This is a genomic window from Pseudoalteromonas lipolytica, assembly GCF_001306915.1.
GTDB lineage: Bacteria > Pseudomonadota > Gammaproteobacteria > Enterobacterales > Alteromonadaceae > Pseudoalteromonas > Pseudoalteromonas simplex.
The window spans coordinates 211,407-233,634 of the sequence record NZ_LJTC01000001.1 but is presented as its reverse complement, the minus strand read 5'-3'; the positions used below and the strand labels follow the sequence as shown (position 1 = coordinate 233,634).

15 protein-coding genes are annotated in these 22,228 nt (G+C 41.7%); 2 read left to right on the top strand and 13 right to left on the bottom strand.

From position 1 onward, the window contains the following. Nucleotides 1–29 precede the first annotated feature (29 nt). The 9 genes from AOG27_RS01080 to AOG27_RS01035 form a co-directional block, all read right to left on the bottom strand. Nucleotides 30–980 carry a porin gene (locus AOG27_RS01080; RefSeq protein ID WP_054551168.1) on the bottom strand — a complete coding sequence of 317 codons (951 nt, stop codon included), beginning with the start codon at nt 978–980 and terminating at the stop codon, nt 30–32. A 400-nt stretch (nt 981–1,380) separates the two neighbouring features. Next, nucleotides 1,381–2,445 carry a class II fructose-bisphosphate aldolase gene (gene fba / locus AOG27_RS01070; protein WP_054551166.1) on the bottom strand — a complete coding sequence of 355 codons (1,065 nt, stop codon included), beginning with the start codon at nt 2,443–2,445 and terminating at the stop codon, nt 1,381–1,383. Nucleotides 2,446–2,641: 196 nt separating this feature from the next. Next, on the bottom strand, nt 2,642–3,817 hold the full coding sequence (locus AOG27_RS01065; protein ID WP_054551165.1) for a phosphoglycerate kinase: 1,176 nt from the start codon (nt 3,815–3,817) through the stop codon (nt 2,642–2,644). Between the two features lie 42 nt (nt 3,818–3,859). Further along, nucleotides 3,860–4,876: an erythrose-4-phosphate dehydrogenase gene (gene epd, locus AOG27_RS01060; RefSeq protein WP_054551164.1), complete on the bottom strand. Its 1,017-nt coding sequence runs from the start codon at nt 4,874–4,876 to the stop codon at nt 3,860–3,862. A gap of 448 nt (nt 4,877–5,324) precedes the next feature. Then, a complete protein-coding gene (locus AOG27_RS01055; RefSeq protein WP_054551163.1) occupies nt 5,325–5,786 on the bottom strand; it encodes a methyltransferase family protein in 462 nt (153 codons plus the stop codon). After that, on the bottom strand, nt 5,783–6,406 hold the full coding sequence (locus AOG27_RS01050; protein WP_054551162.1) for a 3'-5' exonuclease: 624 nt from the start codon (nt 6,404–6,406) through the stop codon (nt 5,783–5,785). Before AOG27_RS01050 ends, AOG27_RS01055 begins: the two co-directional genes overlap by 4 nt. Before the next feature lie 8 nt (nt 6,407–6,414). Continuing rightward, nucleotides 6,415–8,253 (bottom strand): DUF294 nucleotidyltransferase-like domain-containing protein, encoded by a 1,839-nt coding sequence (locus tag AOG27_RS01045; protein WP_054551335.1) that lies wholly within the window; start codon nt 8,251–8,253, stop codon nt 6,415–6,417. Nucleotides 8,254–8,372: 119 nt separating this feature from the next. Further along, nucleotides 8,373–10,097, bottom strand: a complete 1,725-nt coding sequence (locus tag AOG27_RS01040) for a sodium:solute symporter family protein (RefSeq protein ID WP_054551161.1) — start codon at nt 10,095–10,097, stop codon at nt 8,373–8,375. Between the two features lie 10 nt (nt 10,098–10,107). Continuing rightward, the gene (locus AOG27_RS01035) at nt 10,108–10,371 is read right to left on the bottom strand and encodes a DUF4212 domain-containing protein (RefSeq protein ID WP_054551160.1); all 264 of its coding nucleotides are present in this window, start codon (nt 10,369–10,371) and stop codon (nt 10,108–10,110) included. Between the two features lie 387 nt (nt 10,372–10,758). On the opposite strand from AOG27_RS01035, the gene AOG27_RS01030 reads away from it, so the two are divergent. After that, nucleotides 10,759–14,199 carry a PAS domain-containing hybrid sensor histidine kinase/response regulator gene (locus AOG27_RS01030; protein WP_054551159.1) on the top strand — a complete coding sequence of 1,147 codons (3,441 nt, stop codon included), beginning with the start codon at nt 10,759–10,761 and terminating at the stop codon, nt 14,197–14,199. Nucleotides 14,200–14,235: 36 nt separating this feature from the next. On the opposite strand, the gene AOG27_RS01025 is transcribed toward AOG27_RS01030, so the two are convergent. Together AOG27_RS01025 and AOG27_RS01020 are read right to left on the bottom strand one after the other, a co-directional pair. Further along, entirely contained in the window at nt 14,236–16,839 is a 2,604-nt protein-coding gene (locus AOG27_RS01025; protein ID WP_054551158.1) for a DUF2339 domain-containing protein, read from the bottom strand. A gap of 105 nt (nt 16,840–16,944) precedes the next feature. Beyond that, complete coding sequence (locus tag AOG27_RS01020) at nt 16,945–18,306, bottom strand: DUF4397 domain-containing protein (protein WP_054551157.1); 1,362 nt, start codon at nt 18,304–18,306, stop codon at nt 16,945–16,947. Between the two features lie 340 nt (nt 18,307–18,646). Here AOG27_RS01020 and purU point away from each other — a divergent pair, with 340 nt between their 5' ends. After that, nucleotides 18,647–19,477 (top strand): formyltetrahydrofolate deformylase, encoded by an 831-nt coding sequence (gene purU, locus AOG27_RS01015; RefSeq protein ID WP_054551156.1) that lies wholly within the window; start codon nt 18,647–18,649, stop codon nt 19,475–19,477. 52 nt (nt 19,478–19,529) lie between these two features. Here the strand turns inward: purU and AOG27_RS01010 are convergent, their stop codons facing one another. Further along, nucleotides 19,530–20,180: a response regulator transcription factor gene (locus AOG27_RS01010; protein ID WP_054551155.1), complete on the bottom strand. Its 651-nt coding sequence runs from the start codon at nt 20,178–20,180 to the stop codon at nt 19,530–19,532. 96 nt (nt 20,181–20,276) lie between these two features. Next, on the bottom strand, nt 20,277–22,217 hold the full coding sequence (acs, locus tag AOG27_RS01005) for an acetate--CoA ligase (protein ID WP_054551154.1): 1,941 nt from the start codon (nt 22,215–22,217) through the stop codon (nt 20,277–20,279). Nucleotides 22,218–22,228 lie beyond the last annotated feature (11 nt).

Below are 22,228 nucleotides of genomic sequence, written 5' to 3'. Positions count from 1 at the left end.
TTTTTTACGCTTTAATAGTAAATTTCGGATTAAAAGTCATACCTTAAAGTGACTGCCAAGTGATCTTCATCAGCATTATTATCTAGTGAAAACTGCGTATACCACATGTACATACGTGCTTGTTTTGACAGGCTTCGTTCAACGCCAACAGAGGTACCACTCCCCGAATCTTTTAACTTACCGAAGTTACCATCAGTATCTTGGTATTGCGCCAATAACTTATATTTATCTATTTTGTAGGATGCACTTACCAAAAAGCCATCTTCTTTATCAGAACCAGCTACTTTTTCGCTTTGTTGATACATACCACCTAAGGTTAAATCGCCTAATTTACCTTGCGCCGTAAACCGTGTTGTATCACAACCGGCTACTTTACTGTCGTGGGCAACACTGACAAAGTAAGGCGCTTTTTTAAATTTACTATCACCATACATAAAGGCCGCAGAGATACCGGTTTCTTCGTCTTGTTTAGAATTATCTTCAGCAATATAGGTGACCACAAATTGCATATTGCCGACAATTGGCGAGCTATAATGAACCACATCGCCAAGGCGATTTTCGCCATTAAATAAGGCTTTAACATCACCATTAAAGTCGTTCATTAAATCAATTTTACCCTGCGATACTTTTAACGCTGTATCATGTCGACCAAGCACTACCTGCCCATAACTGCCTTGAAGACCAACATATTGGTTACGAGCGGTAATATTCTCTTCTGTTTTACCATCGCTATCTTGATCAGCCGCATTTACTGCAAATTCAAACTTATATACAGCTTTTAATCCATCACTTATTTCACCACTGCCTTTGATACCCATACGTGAACTGTAGCTCTCAATAGACGTTTCGCTGCCATCGCCAGTGTCGCTATTAGCAATTCCTAAATGGGCCCGACCATACACATCTACAGCTTCGGCAACACTATGAAAAGAAATAAAGCATATTGCAAAGCTCGACAACATCATGGCAGGTTTGTTCATGGTAGCGATCCTTAATTTAAGCAGTAACTTAAAAATCGAACATAAAGGGCTTTTGGTCAAGGCAAGGTGGCTATATTTCACACAAAAATCACGGATCACTGATCTACTAACTCTATCAGATCAAGATCAGGTTTTTACTAAGTTGATCAGCCCGAGATCAGTATTTTACTTAGAGAATAAGATAACTTGTTGATTTAATGTTAAGGGGATCAGTATTTAGTTTAAAAGCTGAGCAAAGAAAAGCCGATGATCAGTGCGTAACTAGTAAAATAATGATCCGTGAAAGCGAAGGTTAGTAAAACACTGATCCTGAAAAACACGAGTAAGTAAATCGCTGATCCGTCTTGATCAAGGCAATAAAAAACCGGCATGCAAGCCGGCTTTTTCAACTTATTATCAATTACTTGATTTGTGGATCAAGTTCACCTGATAAGTATTTAAGGTGCATATCATCTAAAGAGATAGGCTTGATCTTACCAGCTTGGCCTGCCGTACCAAACGCTTCGTAGCGAGCAACACAGATCTCAGTCATTGCTTTCGTTGCTTCAGCTAAGTATTTACGTGGATCGAAGTTAGCTGGGTTTAAAGCTAAGTGGCGACGGATTGCACCTGTAGATGCTAAACGAAGATCGGTATCGATATTTACTTTACGAACACCGTATTTAATACCTTCGATGATTTGCTCTACTGGCACACCATAGGTTTCAGGGATTTCACCACCGTATTGGTTGATCACTTCTAACCACTCTTGTGGCACTGAAGACGAACCATGCATTACCAAGTGCGTGTTAGGAATACGCGCGTGGATCTCTTTGATGCGATCAATCGCTAAGATATCGTCTGTTGGTGGACGCGTGAATTTGTACGCACCATGTGATGTACCACAAGCAATAGCAAGTGCATCAACTTGAGTTTTACGAACGAAATCAGCGGCTTCTTCAGGATCTGTTAGCATTTGATCAGTAGATAATTTACCTTCTGCACCCACGCCGTCCTCTTCACCTGCTTCACCTGTTTCAAGTGAACCTAAAACACCTAACTCGCCTTCTACAGACACACCACAAGCATGTGCCATTTCAACGGTTTGACGAGTAACATCAACATTGTATTCATAACTTGAAGGAGTTTTACCATCAGACATTAATGAACCATCCATCATAACTGATGAAAAGCCTAACTGGATTGAACGCTGACATACACCTGGTGAAGTACCGTGGTCTTGGTGCATTACGACTGGAATATGTGGCCATTCTTCAACGGCAGCTAAAATCATATGACGAATAAAAGGGGCACCAGCATAGGCACGTGCGCCTGCTGAACCTTGTACAATTACCGGGCTGTTTGTTTTGTCAGCCGCTTCCATAATTGCGCGCATTTGCTCTTGGTTATTAACGTTAAAAGCAGGTACGCCGTAACCATTTTCAGCTGCATGATCAAGAAGTTGTCGCATACTGATTAAAGCCATTTGGTATTCTCCAAATTGTATCGACAGTAGTTTCCTACTATCTAGTTTGAACGGATAAGTTATTTTTTGATGCATCACTGCATCACGAAAAGCTCGCGCCTACCGTAACAGCTGTAAATAAAACGAGGGTGAGAGGTATTTTATTAACAGCTAAACCAGCGTAATTACCTAATAACTACGCTGGCATACGCACTAATTACTTAGCACGTTCTTCAAGCATAGCAACTGCTGGTAATTTTTTCCCTTCTAAAAATTCAAGGAAAGCACCACCACCGGTTGAAATGTAAGAAACTTTATCGGCAATGCCGTATTTATCAATCGCTGCAAGCGTATCACCGCCACCAGCAATCGAGAATGCACTTGAGTTAGCAATCGCATCAGCAATAGCACGTGTGCCGTTGCCAAATTGGTCAAATTCAAATACACCTACTGGACCATTCCATACAACGGTGCCTGCATTAGCAATGATTTTTGCTAATTGGTTTGCTGTATCAGGACCAATATCGAAGATCATGTCTTCGTCTGTTACTTCATTCACATCTTTTAGTGTTGCCACTGCAGATTCTGAGAACTCATTACCTACAACAACATCAGTTGGTACCGGGATTTCACCGTTATTAGCTTTTGCTGCAGCACTTAATTTATTTGCTTCATCGATTAAATCAGCTTCAAATAAAGACTTACCTACTGGGTGACCTGCCGCTGCGATGAAGGTATTAGCGATACCACCACCTGTTACAAGTTGGTCAACCACTTTAGAAAGTGAATCAAGTACAGTTAACTTAGTCGATACTTTAGAGCCACCAACAATAGCAACTAAAGGACGAGCTGGGTTATCAAGCGCTTTACCTAGTGCGTCTAACTCTGCCGCAAGTAGTGGACCAGCACATGCAACATCAGCAAATAAACCCACACCGTGAGTCGATGCTTGTGCACGGTGAGCCGTACCAAATGCGTCCATTACGTAAACATCACATAATGCAGCTAGTTTTTTAGACAATGCTTCGTCGTTTTTCTTTTCGCCAGCGTTAAAACGCACGTTTTCGAAAACAACCACTTCGTTATCAGCAACGTCTACGCCTTCTAGGTAGTCTTTTTCTAGACGAACTGTTTGCTCAAGGGCATCATTTAAATAATTAACCACAGGGGCAAGTGAAAACGCTTCATCATATTCCCCTTCCGTAGGGCGGCCAAGGTGTGACATCACCATTACTTTAGCGCCTTTTTCTAACGCTAATTTGATAGTTGGTAATGCTGCACGAATACGCGCATCAGAGGTCACTTTACCTTCTTTTACAGGCACATTTAAATCTTCACGAATTAACACGCGTTTGCCGTTTAAATCTAAATCTGCCATTTTAATGACCGACATGGACTTCTCCTTAGTTAACGATACTAATATTATATTTATAAATTATTGGCTTACAGCCATCATCGCACGCGCAGTGTCGAGCATACGATTCGCAAAGCCCCACTCATTATCGCACCACACTAACAACTTTATCAGTCGTTTATGACTAACACGTGTCTGAGTGCCATCTATGATACAAGAATGTGGGTCATGATTAAAATCTACCGATACCAATGGCTCTTCAGTGTAACTTAAAATACCGTCAAGGCGGTCTTTTGCAGCTAACTTAAGAGCTTGATTGACAGTCGCTAAATTCACATCAGTATTCACTGTTACACTTAAATCCATCGCCGTCACGTTGATAGTGGGTACCCTAACAGCAATGGCTTCAAAGCGACTATGAAACTTAGGCAATATACGCTCAATACCACGAGCAAGCTTTGTATCTACCGGAATAATAGATTGGCTTGCAGCACGAGTGCGGCGTAAATCATGATGATACGCATCAATCACTTGCTGATCATGCATCGAGGCATGAATCGTTGTAATAGCCCCAGATTCAATCGAAAATGCGTCATCCAGCACTTTAATCACTGGCACAATACAGTTTGTGGTACATGAACCGTTTGAAACAATCGTATGTTCAGCTTTTAGCTCATCATCGTTAATACCATACACAATTGTGGCATCGACATCAGCATCTGCAGGCTGCGAAAACAATACTTTTTTTGCACCAGCAGCTAAGTGTAGTTCTGCATGTTCACGAGAGTGATACACCCCAGTACATTCAAGAACCACATCAACATCAAGCGTTTGCCATGGCAGTTCTGCAGGGTTTTCTTCTGCAAATAAGGCTATAGAGTCGTTAGCAACCGTTAAAGTATCTTCGCCAAGATTAACTGGAAATGAAAAGCGGCCATGAGATGTATCGTATTTAAGGAGATGGGCAATGCCCTTAGGGTCGGCTAATTCGTTAATAGCGACAATTTTGATTTGATCTTCAAGCCCAGATTCATACAGAGCACGGACGATGTTGCGCCCAATTCGACCAAAACCATTAATTGCAAGTTTGATTGCCATGAAGAAGAAAATCCACTCTATTTGCTTGCAGATAAAGGCAGCTGCCTTTTAGATGGCGGTATTGTAATCGACCTTTGAAGTTTTTATAAGAGGGCAAGGTAAATAAAACTACTTTAACAACCCTAGATGGCTCAATTTTGGTAATCGACCTGAAGAGTTTTTATAAGAGGTCAGGTGAAATAAAAGTTGCTTAGCATGTTTTAGATGGCTCAATTTTGGTAATCGACCTGAAGAGTTTTTATAAGAGGTCAGGTGAAATAAAAGTTGCTTAGTATGTTTTAGATGGCGCAGTTTTGGTAATCGACCTGAAGAGTTTTTATAAGAGGTCAGCAAAAATAAAAATTGCTTAGCATATTTTAGATGGCGCAGTTTTGGTAATCGACCTTAGACATTTTTATAAGAGGGCAAGGTAAATAAAACTGCTCTAGCAACCTCTCTCTTTTTTCCTTTATAGCCAGCGACGAACAGATTTTTTGTATTGCTGGTATGCTGACCCAAATTTCTCTGCCATAAACGTTTCTTCTGGCATAATTTGAAATCGGTTCATATAAAGAATAAATACCGGCAACATAATAAAACTCGCAATATTACCAAGATAAATTCCCCAACCAACTAGCATTAGTAACATACCAACATACATTGGGTTACGGCTAAATTGATAAACACCACTTGTAACAAGACTCGCCGACTTTTCTGGAATTCGAGGGTCAACAGTTGTACCTTGCTTACGAAATTGATAAACACCTAATAAAGCAAACACCACACCTAAAAATGCAATGATTAGTGCTACAAAAGATGATGCAAAAAACGAGAAGCTAAAACTCATAAACAACTCTGCTATGCCCCACATCATCAACGCAATGATCAGCAGCAGCGCGACTGGAGGAATTTTTAATTCTAACTGATTCACACAAGCTCCCCTACTTTCAATGCCTTACCACGACTGATTTGATGACACTGGGCTAAGAGTAACTCGGCCGTTGCCATGGCATCAGTCAGGGCATGGTGCGAGCTGTAATGCGGTAAGTTGTAGCGTTTACGGCATTCGCTAAGTGTTAAATCATCGTGGCCAATTTCGTGGCCTTGCTGGTGCAGGCGTTTTTTTTCAATAACAAAGGTATCAAGAATTAAACGCGCTTTTGCATCTAAGCCAAGCGTTCTGCAGGCCTGTTTTAAAAACCCCCAATCAAGTGCCGCGTTATGAAACACTAAAATGCACTCACCAAAATGCTGATGCAGCTTGCCAAGAATGCTTTCGAGGCTTTCACCTGTATCTATATCTTGTTTTGCAATACCGTGATAAATCGGACTTTGCTCTAAGCTTTGCACGTCTTTATTTATTAAGTGCTGCGCACCGCTGAGTTTAATGCATTGATCTTCTATCATCACCCACGCCACCGAGACAATTTCGTGCTGGTGAGGATCTAGGCCCGTTAATTCCATGTCTATCACTACGTAGCGTTCTTTATAGGCATCGGCTGCCAAGAGTTGCTTGCGCGCTAAATACCGACTTAACCAGCGTTTAACCATACCCTCTCCTATAAACTACCGCGAGCAAATTTAAATGCGGCGGCTTGCTGTGCCTGTTTAACCAAATAAAATGCTTCTTTTAATTGATGTCGCTCTAATGAATTCAACGCATTTGGGTTAATACAGTTGCTTGGCAATCCCTCTTCGTTAATTTGTGTGCCTAAACGCAGCTGGGTTAAAAAGCGCCAACAGTCTTTTAGGTTATATAAGTCATCTTTATTGAGTAGCGAAAATTTCATTAATGCATCAATACGCTCTTGCGTATTAGCACGCTGAATACCCGCTTTGAGGGAATATAAACGTACTATGTCGTTGATGATCACCACACCGCGTTTTTTTAAGTCGAGGTACTTATGCTGCTTTTCGTCTTTCTCTAATTTAAATTGATTAAACAAACCAATGGGCACTGGCGTATTTTTAATGTCGCTGGCCATAGCCGCATAGAATAAGTCATTTTTAGAAATGCGTTTTAGCTGCTCACAAAAGCGCGCATATAAGGTAGTGGAACCTTCAATAAAACGTAGGTCAAAAAATATCTTACAATTGAGCATCGCCTCTGGTGTAGGTGAGGTGATCCACTTATGAAACTTTTCTGTCCAAGCATTAATGCCCATACGGCACTGTGCATTGCTCGCCATAATATTGCCAGGGCAACGTTTTATACCGCACTCAATTAAATGCTCACAGACATACTCGCCCATGCGCTTAAAGTAATCGTGTTGTTCTTCTGTTAAATCATCAGGTAGCAACAGGCCATTATCTTGGTCAGAATGCAGTGTTTGTTCTTCTCGTGCTTGTGAACCAAAACAAATAAAACTAAAGCTGGTTGGTGCCGCGCCATTATCTTCTTGGAACAAACGAATTAACCGCGAAGTCAGTGCATCGGTTAAGCCACTTAATAATTTACCAATCAAGGAGATGTCATCAATATTGTTTGAAAAACCTTTTAATAAACCGGGTATTTCTTGCGAATAACGCTTTAAATCAACCACGCTGTGCGCTTTGTAAATTCGTCCAATCAATTGTACTGGGTCGCTTTTTTGCTGACGCAGTAAATCCGTACTGGTGAGCATACCAAGCGGTTTGTGATGTTCATCAAGCACAGGTAAATGGTGAATATTGTGCTTAAGCATTAAGTGTAGCGCCGAAAACACGCGGTTATTTTCAAAAATAAACTTGGGCTTACACGTCATGATGCTACTTACTGACTCTTGTGGGTCAACCTCATCGGCTAATACGCGGTTGCGTAAATCTCGGTCGGTCACGACTCCTACAAGACGCTCATGTTCAGTCAACATAATCGATGAAACACCCTGTTGTTTCATTTTTTTAGCGGCTTGACGAATACTTGCATCTGGCGCCAAGGTGACGGCCTTGCGATTCATCAACTCGCAAATTTTTTTCTCCGACCAACTGTCGTTTTGACTTTTATAATGAGACGACAATAAACGGTTTTTATGGGCACGAACAAAGTATTGCTCAAACACCTTATACTCACGGCGTAAGTAATCAAATGCCGCTTGGTTAAGCATGTAAACAATGCCTTCCTTTTGCACTGAAATGCTATTTTGAATTGCTTCGCCAGTTAACAGTGAAGGAAAACCAAAATAATCGCCACTTGATAACTTAGTGATCACATCGCCTTTTGGGTCAACTAAATCATAATCGCCAGAGCGAATTAAAAATAATCTTAGATTATCCGAACTTAACCACTGATTTTGATTCTCACGGGTCAAATAAATAATATCGAGATGGTTTACAAAATACTCACTGGCAGCGCCATCAAGCTGATTAAATGGCGTTTGCTGCATCACAAATTGGGCGACTTCCTGTTGCTCGGTATTCATGGTCATTCTCGCTATATAATAGAGACAATATCTACACTACCCCTGTTTGAAATAAATAAAAAGCCCGACTTAAGTCGGGCTTTTAAACGTCAAGAGTGTGTTCTTATAAAATGGTTTTATTAGTGCGCGTGTGCTGCGCTCGAACCTTTAGGGTTACGGATACCTTCAACCATTTCTTGGATTTCAACTGGTGTTTCAGCCGTTAGTTTAAGTACGATAGCTGCAACTACAAAGTTAACAATCATACCAATAAGACCGATACCTTCAGGTGAAATACCAAATAACCAGTTTGCCGGTGTATTCAACTCAGGGCTTACGAACTTGAAGTAGATAATATAAGCCGCTGTGAATGTAATACCTGTCACCATACCCGCAATCGCACCTTCTTTATTCATCTTCTTAGAGAAGATACCCATAATGATGGCTGGGAAGAAGCTCGCCGCTGCTAAGCCGAAGGCGAAGGCAACAACCGAGGCCACGAACCCTGGCGGGTTAATACCAAAGTAAGCTGAAATCACAATCGCTATCATCGCAGCTAAGCGTGCTGCAAGTAGCTCTTGTTTGTCACTTATATCTGGTTTTAAGGTGCGTTTTAATAAGTCATGGGATACCGAGGTCGAGATCACCAATAGTAAGCCTGCTGTTGTTGATAGCGCTGCTGCGATACCACCTGCTGCTACTAATGCAATCACCCATGCTGGTAAGTCTGCAATCTCAGGGTTTGCAAGTACCATGATGTCGCGGTCCACTTTAACTTCGTTTGCGCTGTTTGGATCATCAATCTTACCTGCTGAGTAGAACATTTTGCCGTCACCATTTTTATCGTTAAAGGTGATTAGGCCTGTTCTTTCCCAGTTTTTAACCCATGCTGGTGCCTCTGCGTACTCTGTACCGCTACCGTCTTTACCGTTAATTGTATCAATCATGTTTACACGAGCGAATGATGCTACAGCAGGTGCTGTTGTATAAACGACTGCAATGAAAACAAGTGTCCATGCAGCTGAGATACGCGTGTCTTTAACACGTGGAACAGTGAAGAAACGAACGATTACGTGTGGTAAACCTGCAGTACCAACCATTAATGCGCCTGTAATTGCGAATACATCAATCATGCTCTTCGAGCCTTCGGTGTACTGCGCAAAGCCAAGCTCGGTACTGAGTCCATCTAGTTTATCAAGTACAAACTGTCCTGAGCCATCGCTAAGGGTTGCACCGAAACCGGTTTGTGGGAAGAAGTGACCTGTCATCATCATTGAAATGAAGATTGCTGGAACAAGGTAAGCAAATACGAGTACACAGTACTGAGCTACTTGCGTATATGTAATCCCCTTCATACCGCCTAATACAGCGTAGAAGAATACAATCACCATACCAATGTAAACACCGGTCTCAATATCTACTTCTAAGAAGCGAGAGAAAACCACACCTACACCACGCATTTGACCTGCGATATATGTGAAACAGATAAAGATAGCACATAAAATTGCAACAACACGTGCAGCTTGTGAGTAATAACGGTCACCGATGAAATCAGGTACCGTGAACTTACCAAACTTACGTAGGTAAGGAGCTAAACAAAGTGCAAGTAGTACATAACCACCTGTCCAACCCATTAGATATACACCACCGTCATAACCCGCAAACGAGATAATACCCGCCATTGAGATAAACGATGCCGCACTCATCCAGTCAGCAGCGGTTGCCATACCATTTGCTAGCGGCGGTACACCGCCCCCTGCAACATAGAATTCATTTGTTGACCCAGCACGAGCCCAGATTGCGATGCCGATATAAAGCGCGAAGCTTAAACCGACGATAATAAACGTGAGTGTTTGAACATCCATTGCTTAGCTCCTATTCGTCTACGCCGTATTTTTTATCTAACGTATTCATTTTGAAAACGTAAACAAAAATCAAAGCAACAAAGGTGTAAATAGCGCCTTGCTGGGAGAACCAGAAGCCGAGTTTAAACCCAAAGAAACGTATCTCGTTAAGTACGTCTACCAGTAAAATGCCGAAGCCAAATGACACGACAAACCAAATTGCTAATAATTTAAATAGCAGTGCGAGGTTTTCCGCCCAATAAGCTTTTGCTTGTTCTTCATCTTTAAAAGCCATTTTTTATCCCCTTATGCATTACAAGAAAGTAATGAGTGGTATTAGTTGTCATTAACTAAGTTAGCAAGGGTTCTGATTTATGGAATTGAGACCATAGTCGTAACAGTTAGTTTACGTTTACGTAAACTGCAAAACACCATTTGTTAACGAATGGTAAAAAGCAATATTTAACAACAACTTAACCTATAAAGATAAATTTGCGAAATAGCGAAAATAGTAAAAACGAATGATCTGCGACATTAGTCTAATAACAGCGCATAAAACAGTACTATCTTTTAAATATCAACAACTTGCTTTTTATTAATTTTTATTGCAAAAAATCTAGCCATCGAAATCGCGCATAATTCTGGTAAGGTAGTGTTATTACAATAATTACTGAATTTAAACATGACAGCTGCGCTTTTATTTGTTGCACTCGCCTATATTGGCGTGTTGTTTTGGTTGGCAAATTGGGGAGACAAAACCACTCCTCTTGCAAAAAGAATTAGTCACCACCCATTTGTTTATTCTTTTTCACTAGGGATTTACTGTACGTCTTGGACCTACTATGGTTCGGTTGGTACAGCAGCCACCAGCAGTTGGAACTACTTACCTATTTTAATTGGCCCTGCGCTGCTATTTTTCTTCGGCCAAGGGTTTTTACGTAAATTAGTACTGGTCAGTAAAAAGCAAAATATCACCACTATCGCCGACTTTATTTCTGCTCGCTATGGTAAACGGCAAACCACCGCGATTATGGTAACGATTATCGCTTTATTAGCGACTATTCCGTATATCGCACTGCAATTAAAAGCACTAAGTAGCAGCTTCTTACTGCTGCAAAACGACGATCGTATTTCGGGATCTATGCTGGCCCTTTCAGCAACACTTATCATGGCAATGTTTGCGATATTCTTTGGTACTCGTAAGGTGGATGTAACCGAATATCGCTCGGGGCTGATGCTGGCTGTTGCTTTTGAATCGATGATTAAATTACTGGCTTTAGTGGCCGTTGCTGGGCTTGCTTTATACACATTATTTAATTTAACTACGGTGCAAACCGAGCAACTAAAGGGCTCTATTTGGCAGCACTGGCATAACTTCGACTTTTTTAGCTTTAACTTTATCGGTCAGTCATTAATGGCAGCTGCGGCGATTATCTGTTTACCAAGGCAGTTCCATGTAACAGTGGTCGATAACCAAGACAAACGCCATCTTTATACTGCCCGCTGGGCATTCCCCCTGTATTTGTTACTGACTGCGGCAATGATTTTCCCTATTGCAACAGCAGCTATACACCCAGGCATTGGTAGTGGCTTCTCTCCAGATAGCTTTGTATTAGCCCTACCGCTGATGCACGAAAACGCCTTTTTAACGACCTTTGTATTTATCGGGGGTCTATCAGCGGCTACAGCGATGATTGTTGTAGCCACACTTACACTCAGCACCATGATCTCAAACGATGTGGTATTGCCGCTAATGCTGCGTCGTAAGTTTAAACGTAACCTCATCACCAGCAGCTATAAATCACAAATTCTGTTAGTTAGACGATTCACAATTGCTGGCATTTTGATTTTGTCGTATTTCTACCAGCAATGGTTTGGTCATGGTAAAGCATTGGCTAGTATGGGTTTAGTCGCCTTTTCTTTAGTCTCGCAATTACTGCCTGCTATTGTGGGTGGTCTATATTGGCGAAAAGGCCATGCTTATGGGGTTTATGCGGGATTATTAGCAGGCTTCATTTGCTGGGTTTTATTCTTAATGCTACCTATTTTAGATGCAGGCAATACCTTAAACGCAGAGCTACAACAAACACTTATTACTCGTGGCACCCTCATTGCTTTATTTGCCAATATTGGCTGTTACATTAGTTTTTCGCTCGGTGCAGATGAGCGTTTAATTGATAAAATTCAGGCAGCTGCCTTTGTTAATCCTAAAGATCAAGCTGTGTTTGCTAGACGCTTGAATAAAAATGTGAAAGCCACCGTCTACGACTTTAAGGTTCTACTACAAACCTTCTTGGGCGTACAGCGCTCGCAACAAGTTTTAGCCCATTACTCTTTAACTCATAACTTAGATAATAATAACGCACACCCAGAACCTGAGTTTATTGCCTATTGTGAACGCGCCTTAACTGGTGTGCTTGGTGCCTCTTCAGCACAGGCGCTAATCCACACAGTTGCCTCTGGTAAACGCATGGCCTTTGAAGAAGTCGTTAACTTTTTTGATGAAACCACACAAGCTCTGCAATTTAACCAAAACCTATTATTCACCTCACTTGAAAACCTCAGCCATGGTATTTCTGTTGTTGATAAAGAGCTTAATTTAGTGGCATGGAATAAGCGCTACGCAGAAATGTTTGACTACCCAGAAAACTTTTTAGAGGTTGGTCAACCCATAGAGGAAGTGATCCGCTACAATGCCGAGCGCGGCGAGTGTGGCCCAGGTGAAGTTGAGCGCCATGTAGAAAAGCGCGTGCAGCATCTTAAAAACGGCACGCCCCACCACTTTATTCGCCACCGCCGTAATGGCCAAGTGTTCGAAATGATTGGTAACCCACTGCCAGATGGTGGCTTTGTAACAAGTTTCTCTGATATTACCACGCATATCGAAACGCAAAATGCGCTTGAAGAAGTAAACATGGACCTTGAAAACCGTATTGAAGCGCGTACTCAAGAAATCCGTACTATCAATAAAGATTTACAAGCACAAATCGATAGTCGAGTACAAACTGAGCAAGCGCTTACTTTAGCTAAAAAAGAGGCAGAACAAGCTAATGACAGTAAAACGCGATTTTTAGCTTTAGCAAGTCACGATATTTTACAACCGCTGAATGCGGCGCGTCTGTACCTTGCAGCCATTGATGATAAAACCCTCTCGAGCAACAACTTAAATAACTTTGAAAAGCTTGGCGCAAGTTTAGATTCAACGGTGCATTTGATGTCTGCGCTGTTAGAAATTGCCAAGCTCGAGCAAGGGGCAATGACGCCGACTCCGCGTCACTTTAGTATTGATGACATACTTGCCCCGCTTAAGAACGAATACGCCATTATGTCGAGCGAAAAAGGCTTAAAACTCACGGTGCGTTCAAAAGGAGTTATCGTTCACAGTGATATCACTTATTTACGACGAATTATTCAAAACTTGGTGTCAAATGCAGTTAAATACACTGATAGTGGCCGAGTTTTAATTGCTTGTCGCAAACGCAAACATCATTTACGTATTGAAGTATGGGACACAGGCCCCGGCATTACAGAAGTAGAGCAAGCGAAGATCTTTAATGACTTTTATCGTATTGAAGCCGGTGATAACAAAGGGGTGGGCCTTGGCTTAGGAGTTGTAAAACGAATGGCCGACTTACTCTCTTTACGATTAGATGTCAGTTCAAAGCCTGGCAAAGGTAGCCGCTTTAGTATTGAAGTACCTTATGGTGAAAGCCAATTTATTCAACAAAAAGAGGCACCTAAAAAAGGTGTTGAGAACCGCAGTGCAATGAATATTATTGCGGTGGATGATGACCCAGAAAACCTTAATGCCATGGCAAGCCTATTGCAAAAGTGGCAGGCCAATTATCAGCTCTTTGATCAAGTTGAAACCGTGATGGCCTATGCCAAAGAGCACCGAGCGCCCGATGTGATCTTAATGGATTATCAGCTCGGTCATGATTGCGATGGCATCACGCTTATTAAAACCCTACGAGAAATTTGGCAAAGCCCAGTACCGGCGATTTTAATCACAGCGGTACGTGATGAAGCGCTAAAACAGCAAACCAAAGAAGAGCAAATTCATTACCTTAGTAAACCTGTTAAGCCCGCAAAACTCAAAGCACTGCTTAACCACAGTACTTAACAATAGTGCTTAACCAACGTTTTTAAAAACATAGATTTAAGGCAAAGCAGTAGGCTTTGCCTTAAATTTTTGGAACAACCAACTAAGCGCAACTAACGACAAGCCTAAGCCGATAAACGAAATAGCCCGCAATAATCCAGTTAAGTTTGCCATATCAATCAAGAACACTTTTAACACTACCAGCGCCAATAAGCCAAGGCCAAGCTTTTGTAATAACGTAATGGTTTTTAAATGCCCTATCACAACCACCAATGCACCGATAACAAGCCAAACTAAAGAATAACTGTAAAGCTCGGCATCTGAGGTTGGCAAAGCAATATTTATAAACTCGCCTTGCCAGTTGTGGCGAATTTCCGCATTGATATATAAAACACTCATCACACCTGCAAGTGCTGTAAACAGCTTTTGTAAATAGTGCTGAGATTTCGTCAGTCGGCTTGCCCAAATTGCAATTAAAGCTGGTACTAACCAAAGTAATAGTAACCAGTTAATAATCGGCCAGCTGCCTATATTTATCGGTTCAAAAAACGGATTTACAGCGGTAAAGCTTTTCACTACTAGCAAGCCGCTTAATGTTAATAACGCAAAACCAGCCATTTGATAGAGCTTAACCAATTGCGCAGTAAAGCGTGAGCGCAGTAAGTAAACACAGCCCAAGATGCCCCAGTTACAGGTCAGTAAAATATGCTCATACACAGACAAACTCTCAAAATCAGGATAGCGCCCTACTAACTGATAGCTCGTCTCTGTGGTAATAAATAAAGCAATGCAATGTAGGGCTGCCCCCTCTAGCCACATTCGAACAGATTGCTGCTGCCAATGCCTTGCTGCCAAGTAAAATAAGCAAGCACATACAGGATAAACAACCAAACTCCAATGTACACCGAGCAGCAGCGCATCACTGTAATCCGCTGACCAAGGTGCAAAACTTAATCTAATGAGTAAAGCACCAACTAAACCTTTAAGCGGCCAAGTCAGTATGCTGAGTGACTGTTTATTCACATAAAAACTGATCAACAACACTTGCACAGCTAGCGCTAAGGTCAAGCTGCTGCCTTCAAGGAGCATGGTTAATGCCAAACTAATATTGGCATTACCGCCAAGCCAGTAACTAAATACTCGCATTGGATTTGTGCTATTGATGGATAACTTAAATAGCCAGGCAGACAGTGCCAGTAATACAAAGCACCAAACCGGGTATGCCGTCATCAAGGCATGGTCGGGAGTAATGAGATATAAGCAACTAATAATCACAAAACTTGAAAGTGATGCGAGTAACGTAAAGCCAAAGCGTTTAGGGTATTTACGACCAAATAAAAAACCATAGCCAGCAAACAAAGCAATAAAAAACAGCCCTGCTCCGTAATTTTGCCTAAATACAAAAAGCTGCTCAGAATAATCAACAGTATTATTTTGCCCTGTCAGCAAACACACCACACTCACCACAGATATTATTAGCCAGTGATCCCATGCACTGTTTTTTAATACCAAAAACAACAGTAAAGCCACTAACAACAACATACTCAACTGCCAAGTAAGCAGTTGATTACTACTCATGAGTAAAAGATAAAGTGGTACGACAACCGCTAATAACAAAGGGTTGTCGGGCAGTTGTTTCAGTAGCGTTTTAAAGCGATGTGGGCGGTATTCAATTTGCTTAAAGCCCAGCCCAAGGCGTGGAATAGCAATTAACAATATGATGCTAAATAGCGCATAAAGATTAATAAACCAATGCAGGTTTTTAGATACTGTCAATGCAACTAAAATGTACCAACCTAAATGACCTGCCCATAACAGATACCACAGCCAATGACGTTTTACATAATGCGCTACCAGCGAAGCAGAAACACTAACAAAAGCAACATAGGTAAGCAGCGCTATAAAATCATTATTCCCAGTATTGACCCAAACCGGCACGCTGTAGGCGCCAATAATACCAATGACCGCAAGCACTGGACCAAAACGCAGCGCCATCCAGCTTGCAGCTACAGAGATTAAGGTTAAAACGCTAAATGCAGGTAATGCTTGGAGTAAGCCATAATGGCTGTAGGCCAGTAAAGTGAGCGCAAAACAACTGATAAAGCCGCCGCTAGCAAGCGCAGCGGGAATATAGTTACTAAACCCATCAAAGATAATACCTTTACGATGTAACACCTCAGCCGCAACAATTAAGCTCAGACCAAAAATAGCCCCAAGTGTGAGTCGCATAGTTTCGGATAATAAGCCTGCTTCCAGTGAATAGCGAGCTAAAAAGATACCACCAAAGGCAAGTGCAACCGCTCCTGCCCAAGTTAGCCAATTGGCTTTGATTTGTGTAACGAGTTGGCTTACTAGCGGATTTAAAATGGCAGGCTTGGGTTTTGTTGGCTCTGGCTTTTTAGCGATAACCTCAATCGGCTTAATAATAGCTTTCGGCTTTGGTTCAAATTTTACTGTGTCAGTCAGATCTTCGTTTGAATTTTCAAACGTGTTTGCAGTATTTGTTTGAGAGTTATTAACATATGTCGCGTTAAGTTTTACTCGAAGAGCAACCACCTCTCGCTTTAAACTAGAGAGTTGAAAAAGGGCAATAATGCCAGCAATTGAGCCACCTACAACAACTAGTGCTAGTAAGACTAGTAACGCAATACCGCCGTCCATACTCTCTCCTTGTGTATACTTTAAACAAAAAAGCAAAAGCCTTAATTGTTTATACAATAAACACTTAGCAAGAGTAAATAAACAACGATATTGCGTTTTAGCCGGTTAAGACTGTTCAGTCACCGTACGCTCTAAGGTCATCTTGTAACCTGAGTCAGTGGTTTCATCGTGTTCAATCACCAAGATATAGTTACCTTCTTCGGTAAAATCCATATCGCTTTGTTGCAATAGCACAATCTGTTGGCCGTTATCTTCAAACACCACATAAGTTGTATAAACTTCGTTATCAACCACCTGCTCTTGTTGGTCGTATTGATCTAACCCTTCAACAACATTGCTAGTATCTTCAACCGTTTCGCCATTGAGGGTAAAGTACACATCGACTTCGTCTATCTCTTGCCCTGCATAGCTACCAATTAAGTTAACAACTGTAACTGCGTGGCTGTAGCTGCTTGGTGTTAGATTTTCTTCAATGGTCATCATACGAGGGCCGTAATCTTTGTCATTGTAGAAAAGACCAACCGCACTTTGCTCACGCTCTAATGTCATTAAGAAGTTATCTACAATCGTGTCGCCAGCTTCATCTAACATGGCGACGCTGTAACTATTTGGCGACATGCTCATGTATTCAGAGTAACTATCGTTGCTAACAACTTCGGTGTTAGTCGCCGTTGTGCCTCGGGTTACTTTAAACTGGGTTTGCGTGTAATCATCAATGGTATTAATAAAACGCAGCTGACCTTGCGCGTCTTGATGGTTTAGTTGTGTTACAGAGCTACTTGCCGTCACGACATCAAGCGTAATGCCATCTTCTTCTGTTGCATAACTTGGGCGGATCATCGCCATGTACGTTGCTTCATCATTAAAATACACGGTTGGTGATTCAAAAATCACATCTGTGCTGCCGCTAGCGGTGATATAAATAGTGTAATAACCTTCCTCAAGCGTGGCTAATTCTGGCTCAACGAGGTATTGCGAAGTCATTAATAACTCTGCGGTATCAAATACACCATCGTCAGTGGCAACATATACATCGTAAAGATTGTCTTCGCCAACAATATTAAAAAAGCCGACATTGAATTCATCTTCATCGCTTGACGTCGGCACACTGAGCTCTGTAAAAATTGGTTCAGCAAAGTCACCATTCATTACTAATAACTGAGTTTGATCATTTTTTATATTGATAGTTTCTTCGTCAATCGTAATATAACTGTCGTTGGCATCAACATATTCAAAACTGAGATCATACTCCCCCGAACTGTAGTTATGACGAGTTGATACATCACCAAAGTCTGCCCCCGAGCGCTCAGTGTCATCAACAAATAAACGCGTGTATGGGCTGTTGTAAGAGCCATTGTACAGTTGCACATAGCCACTGTTGCTACTGCTGCTGTCATCGCTTGAGCAGGCAGCTAGTACCGAAAGCAAACTTGAGGCAACAATTGTTTTAAGCAGAGTGCTTTTCATGGAATTTTTTCCTTATTGTTTGTAATACCCCATTTTGACTTGAATAAATCGAAATAATTCTATGTTTTACAAACTATTACCTTCACTTACAGTTACTTACGATAAAGTTAAAAAGTGTAGAAAATGATGTAGAAAAGCACTTAATTAATCATAATTATGGACAGAAAATCACATTTATAGTGAAAGCAGCTTACTTTTACATGAAAAGTAAATAATGATTACATTTTAGGCGTTTATACAATCAAATCAGATAAATTATTAGATAGTTAAATTTGCGCTATGCAGCACAAAAAAATTAGCAAATAATGGTGTTCACACAAACGGGATTAGAATGAGGACTATGAACACGATTTTAACCACTCAATGCGATGATGATGTTGGTCTAATTGCCAAGATCACTGGCCTTTGTCATCAGCATAATTTAAACATTACGCGTAATAACGAATTTGTAGATAAAGACGCTAAACGCTTTTTTATGCGTACAGAGTTAAGCGGTGTTATTGCTGAGGACTTCTTACCAAGGCTTGCTGAGCTACTTCCTGATGGCGCAGAGCTTGCCCTGCACAGCAGCGAAAAAACGAAAGTGGTATTGCTTGCCACTAAAGAAGCGCACTGCTTAGGTGGTGTATTACTTAAGCAGTTCGAAAAAGCCTTAAACATCGAAGTACTGGCTGTGATTGCCAACTACGCTGATTTAGCGCCATTGGCTGCAGGCTTTGGCGTGCCATTTCATGTGGTATCGCACGAAGGTTTAAGCCGTGCGGAGCATGATCAACAAGTCGGTGATTTAATTGCCAGCTATCAGCCTGATATTATCGGCCTTGCAAAATATATGCGTATTTTAAGCCCTGAATTTGTGGCGCGCTTTGAAGGTAAGATTATTAATATTCACCATTCATTTTTACCTGCCTTTATTGGTGCAAAGCCTTACCATCAGGCGTTTGAACGCGGTGTAAAAATTATTGGTGCGACCGCCCATTTTGTTAATAATGAGCTTGATGAAGGGCCGATTATTTTACAAGATGTGACGCATGTCAGTCATGCGGATACCGCAGAGATGATGGCAAAAATGGGTAAAGATGTAGAGAAAACAGTATTCTGTAAAGCGCTGCAACTCGCATCTGAACATAAACTGTTTATCAATGGAAATCGAACCGTGGTGTTCGCTTAAGCAATAAAATGAAGAGGCTGAATGGCCTCTTTATTATTTTTATTATCGTTTGTTATGCCGACTCAATAGGCTCTAGTTGCAATTTAGAGGCAATTAATACCGCTTGAGTACGGTTATACACACCTAGCTTTCTAAAAATTGCTGTAATGTGTGCTTTAACGGTTGCTTCAGAAATATGTAACTCGTAAGCAATCTGTTTGTTTAACAAGCCTTCGTGTAAGTATTGCAACACCTTGTATTGCTGCGGTGTCAGTGAAGCCACTTGCGCTGCAATTTCTTTGTCTTCGCCATCTACAGCAGCCACTTTATCTTTAAGTTCAAGTGGCAGCCAAACATCGCCTTCAAGAATGTGGTTGATTGCCAGCGCAATATCATCTGATGAAGATGATTTAGGAATAAATCCCATCGCACCATAACCCATTACTTTAGAAACTACATTGATGTCTTCGCTGCCAGAAACAACAGCTATTGGTAAGCTTGGATAGTCTTCGCGAATGCGAATAAGGCCGTATAAATCGCCATTGCCTGGCATGTGAAGGTCTAGTAGTAAGATATCAAGATCTTCTTGCTCGCTTAGCACCTGCAAAGTGGTATCAAAGTTTTCCGATTCAAACACTTCTAAATCAGCGAACTTAGCACTCAATGCCCCTTTCAGCGCTTCACGAAATAACGGATGATCGTCCGCTATTAAAAACTGACTCATGGTTCACTCCTAATAAATTCGGCTGACACCTATTTCTAAGTGACAGCCGATATACTACGTTTAGAATCAACTTCTAATCAAGTTTTTAACGCGATTTTAACGATTTAATCGGTTTTCGATTAGCTCATCAACAACGCTTGGATCGGCTAGTGTAGAAGTATCTCCAAGCTGTTGGTGCTCATTTGCCGCAATTTTACGTAAAATTCGACGCATGATCTTACCAGAACGAGTTTTCGGTAAACCCGGAGACCATTGGATCATATCTGGTGATGCAATTGGGCTTAACTCTTTACGAACCCAGTTACGTACCTCTTTTGTTAGTTCATCACTCACTACAACACCCTCATTTGGAGTGATGTAAACATAGATGCCCTGACCTTTAATATCATGCGGGTAACCCACTACTGCTGCTTCTGCTACCGCTTCGTGAGCAACCAATGCACTCTCGATTTCGGCAGTACCTAGGCGGTGACCTGATACGTTAAGTACGTCATCTACACGGCCTGTGATCCAGTAGTAGCCATCTTCATCACGACGACAACCGTCACCTGTGAAGTACACACCAGGGTATGCTGAGAAATAGGTTTGTTCAAAGCGCTCATGGTCGCCATAAACTGTGCGAGCTTGTGATGGCCAGCTGTCTAAAATAACAAGGTTACCGTCAACCGCGCCTTCGAGTGTATTACCTTCAGCATCAAATAAGGCTGGTGCAATACCAAAGAACGGACGAGTTGCTGAGCCTGGCTTCATATCTGTCGCACCTGGTAATGGTGTGATCATGATGCCACCAGTCTCTGTTTGCCACCACGTATCTACGATTGGGCAGTTTTCGTTACCAATATGCTCGTAATACCATGCCCACGCTTCTGGGTTAATTGGCTCACCTACAGAACCCATAACACGAAGACTTTTACGAGTTGAAGTCGCTGTTGGCTCATCGCCTTTCGCCATTAGAGCACGAATAGCAGTCGGTGCTGTGTAAAGGATAGTCACGTTGTGCTTATCAATTACTTCACCCATACGCCCCGCTGTTGGGTAAGTTGGTACACCTTCAAATACGACTTGCGTGCAGCCATTCACTAATGGGCCATAAGCAATGTAGCTGTGACCTGTGATCCAGCCCACATCGGCACTACACCAGAAAATATCGTCTTCTTTAAGATCAAACACATATTCATGTGTCATCGATGCATAAACAAGGTAACCACCGGTAGTATGAACCACCCCTTTTGGTTGACCCGTTGAGCCTGAAGTATAAAGAATGAAAAGCGGATCTTCTGCATTCATTGGTTCAGGTTCGCACTCAGCTGGTAAATCAGCGACAAGCTCATGCCACCAAACATCATGACTATTCCATTCAACTTCACCACCCGTTAGCTGATGAACAATAACGTGCTCAACGGTGGTTACCGAGTCTTGTGATACCGCTTCATCAACATTTGCTTTAAGTGGTACGCAGTTGCCAGCACGGCGACCTTCGTCTGAAGTAATTACCACTTTAGCGCCTGAGTCATTAATTCGGTCAGCAATCGCTGATGGAGAGAAACCACCAAATACTACAGAGTGAATCGCACCAATACGCGCACACGCTTGCATAGCGTAAATAGCCTGCGGTGTCATTGGCATGTAAATAGCGACACGGTCACCTTTCGATACACCTAATTTTTTAAGGCCATTAGCTAATTTAGCGACTTCGTCGTGAAGCTGTTGGTAGCTAATATTTTCGTTGTGTTCAGGGTTGTCGCCTTCCCAAATGAGGGCTGTTTTATCGGCTTTAGTAGCAAGGTGGCGGTCAATACAGTTATAAGATGCGTTTAGTTGGCCGTCTTCATACCAGCGAATACTGATGTGGCCTTTGTCGAATGAAGTATTCTTTACTTTATTGTAAGGAGTTGACCAATCAAGGCGTTTACCGTGTTCTCGCCAAAATCCCTCAGGGTCATCAATCGATTGCTTATACAGTGTATTATATTTATCGTTATCAACTAATGCAGCATTCTTGATATGCGCTGGTACTGGATAGATACTTTCTGACATTGTTGTCGTCT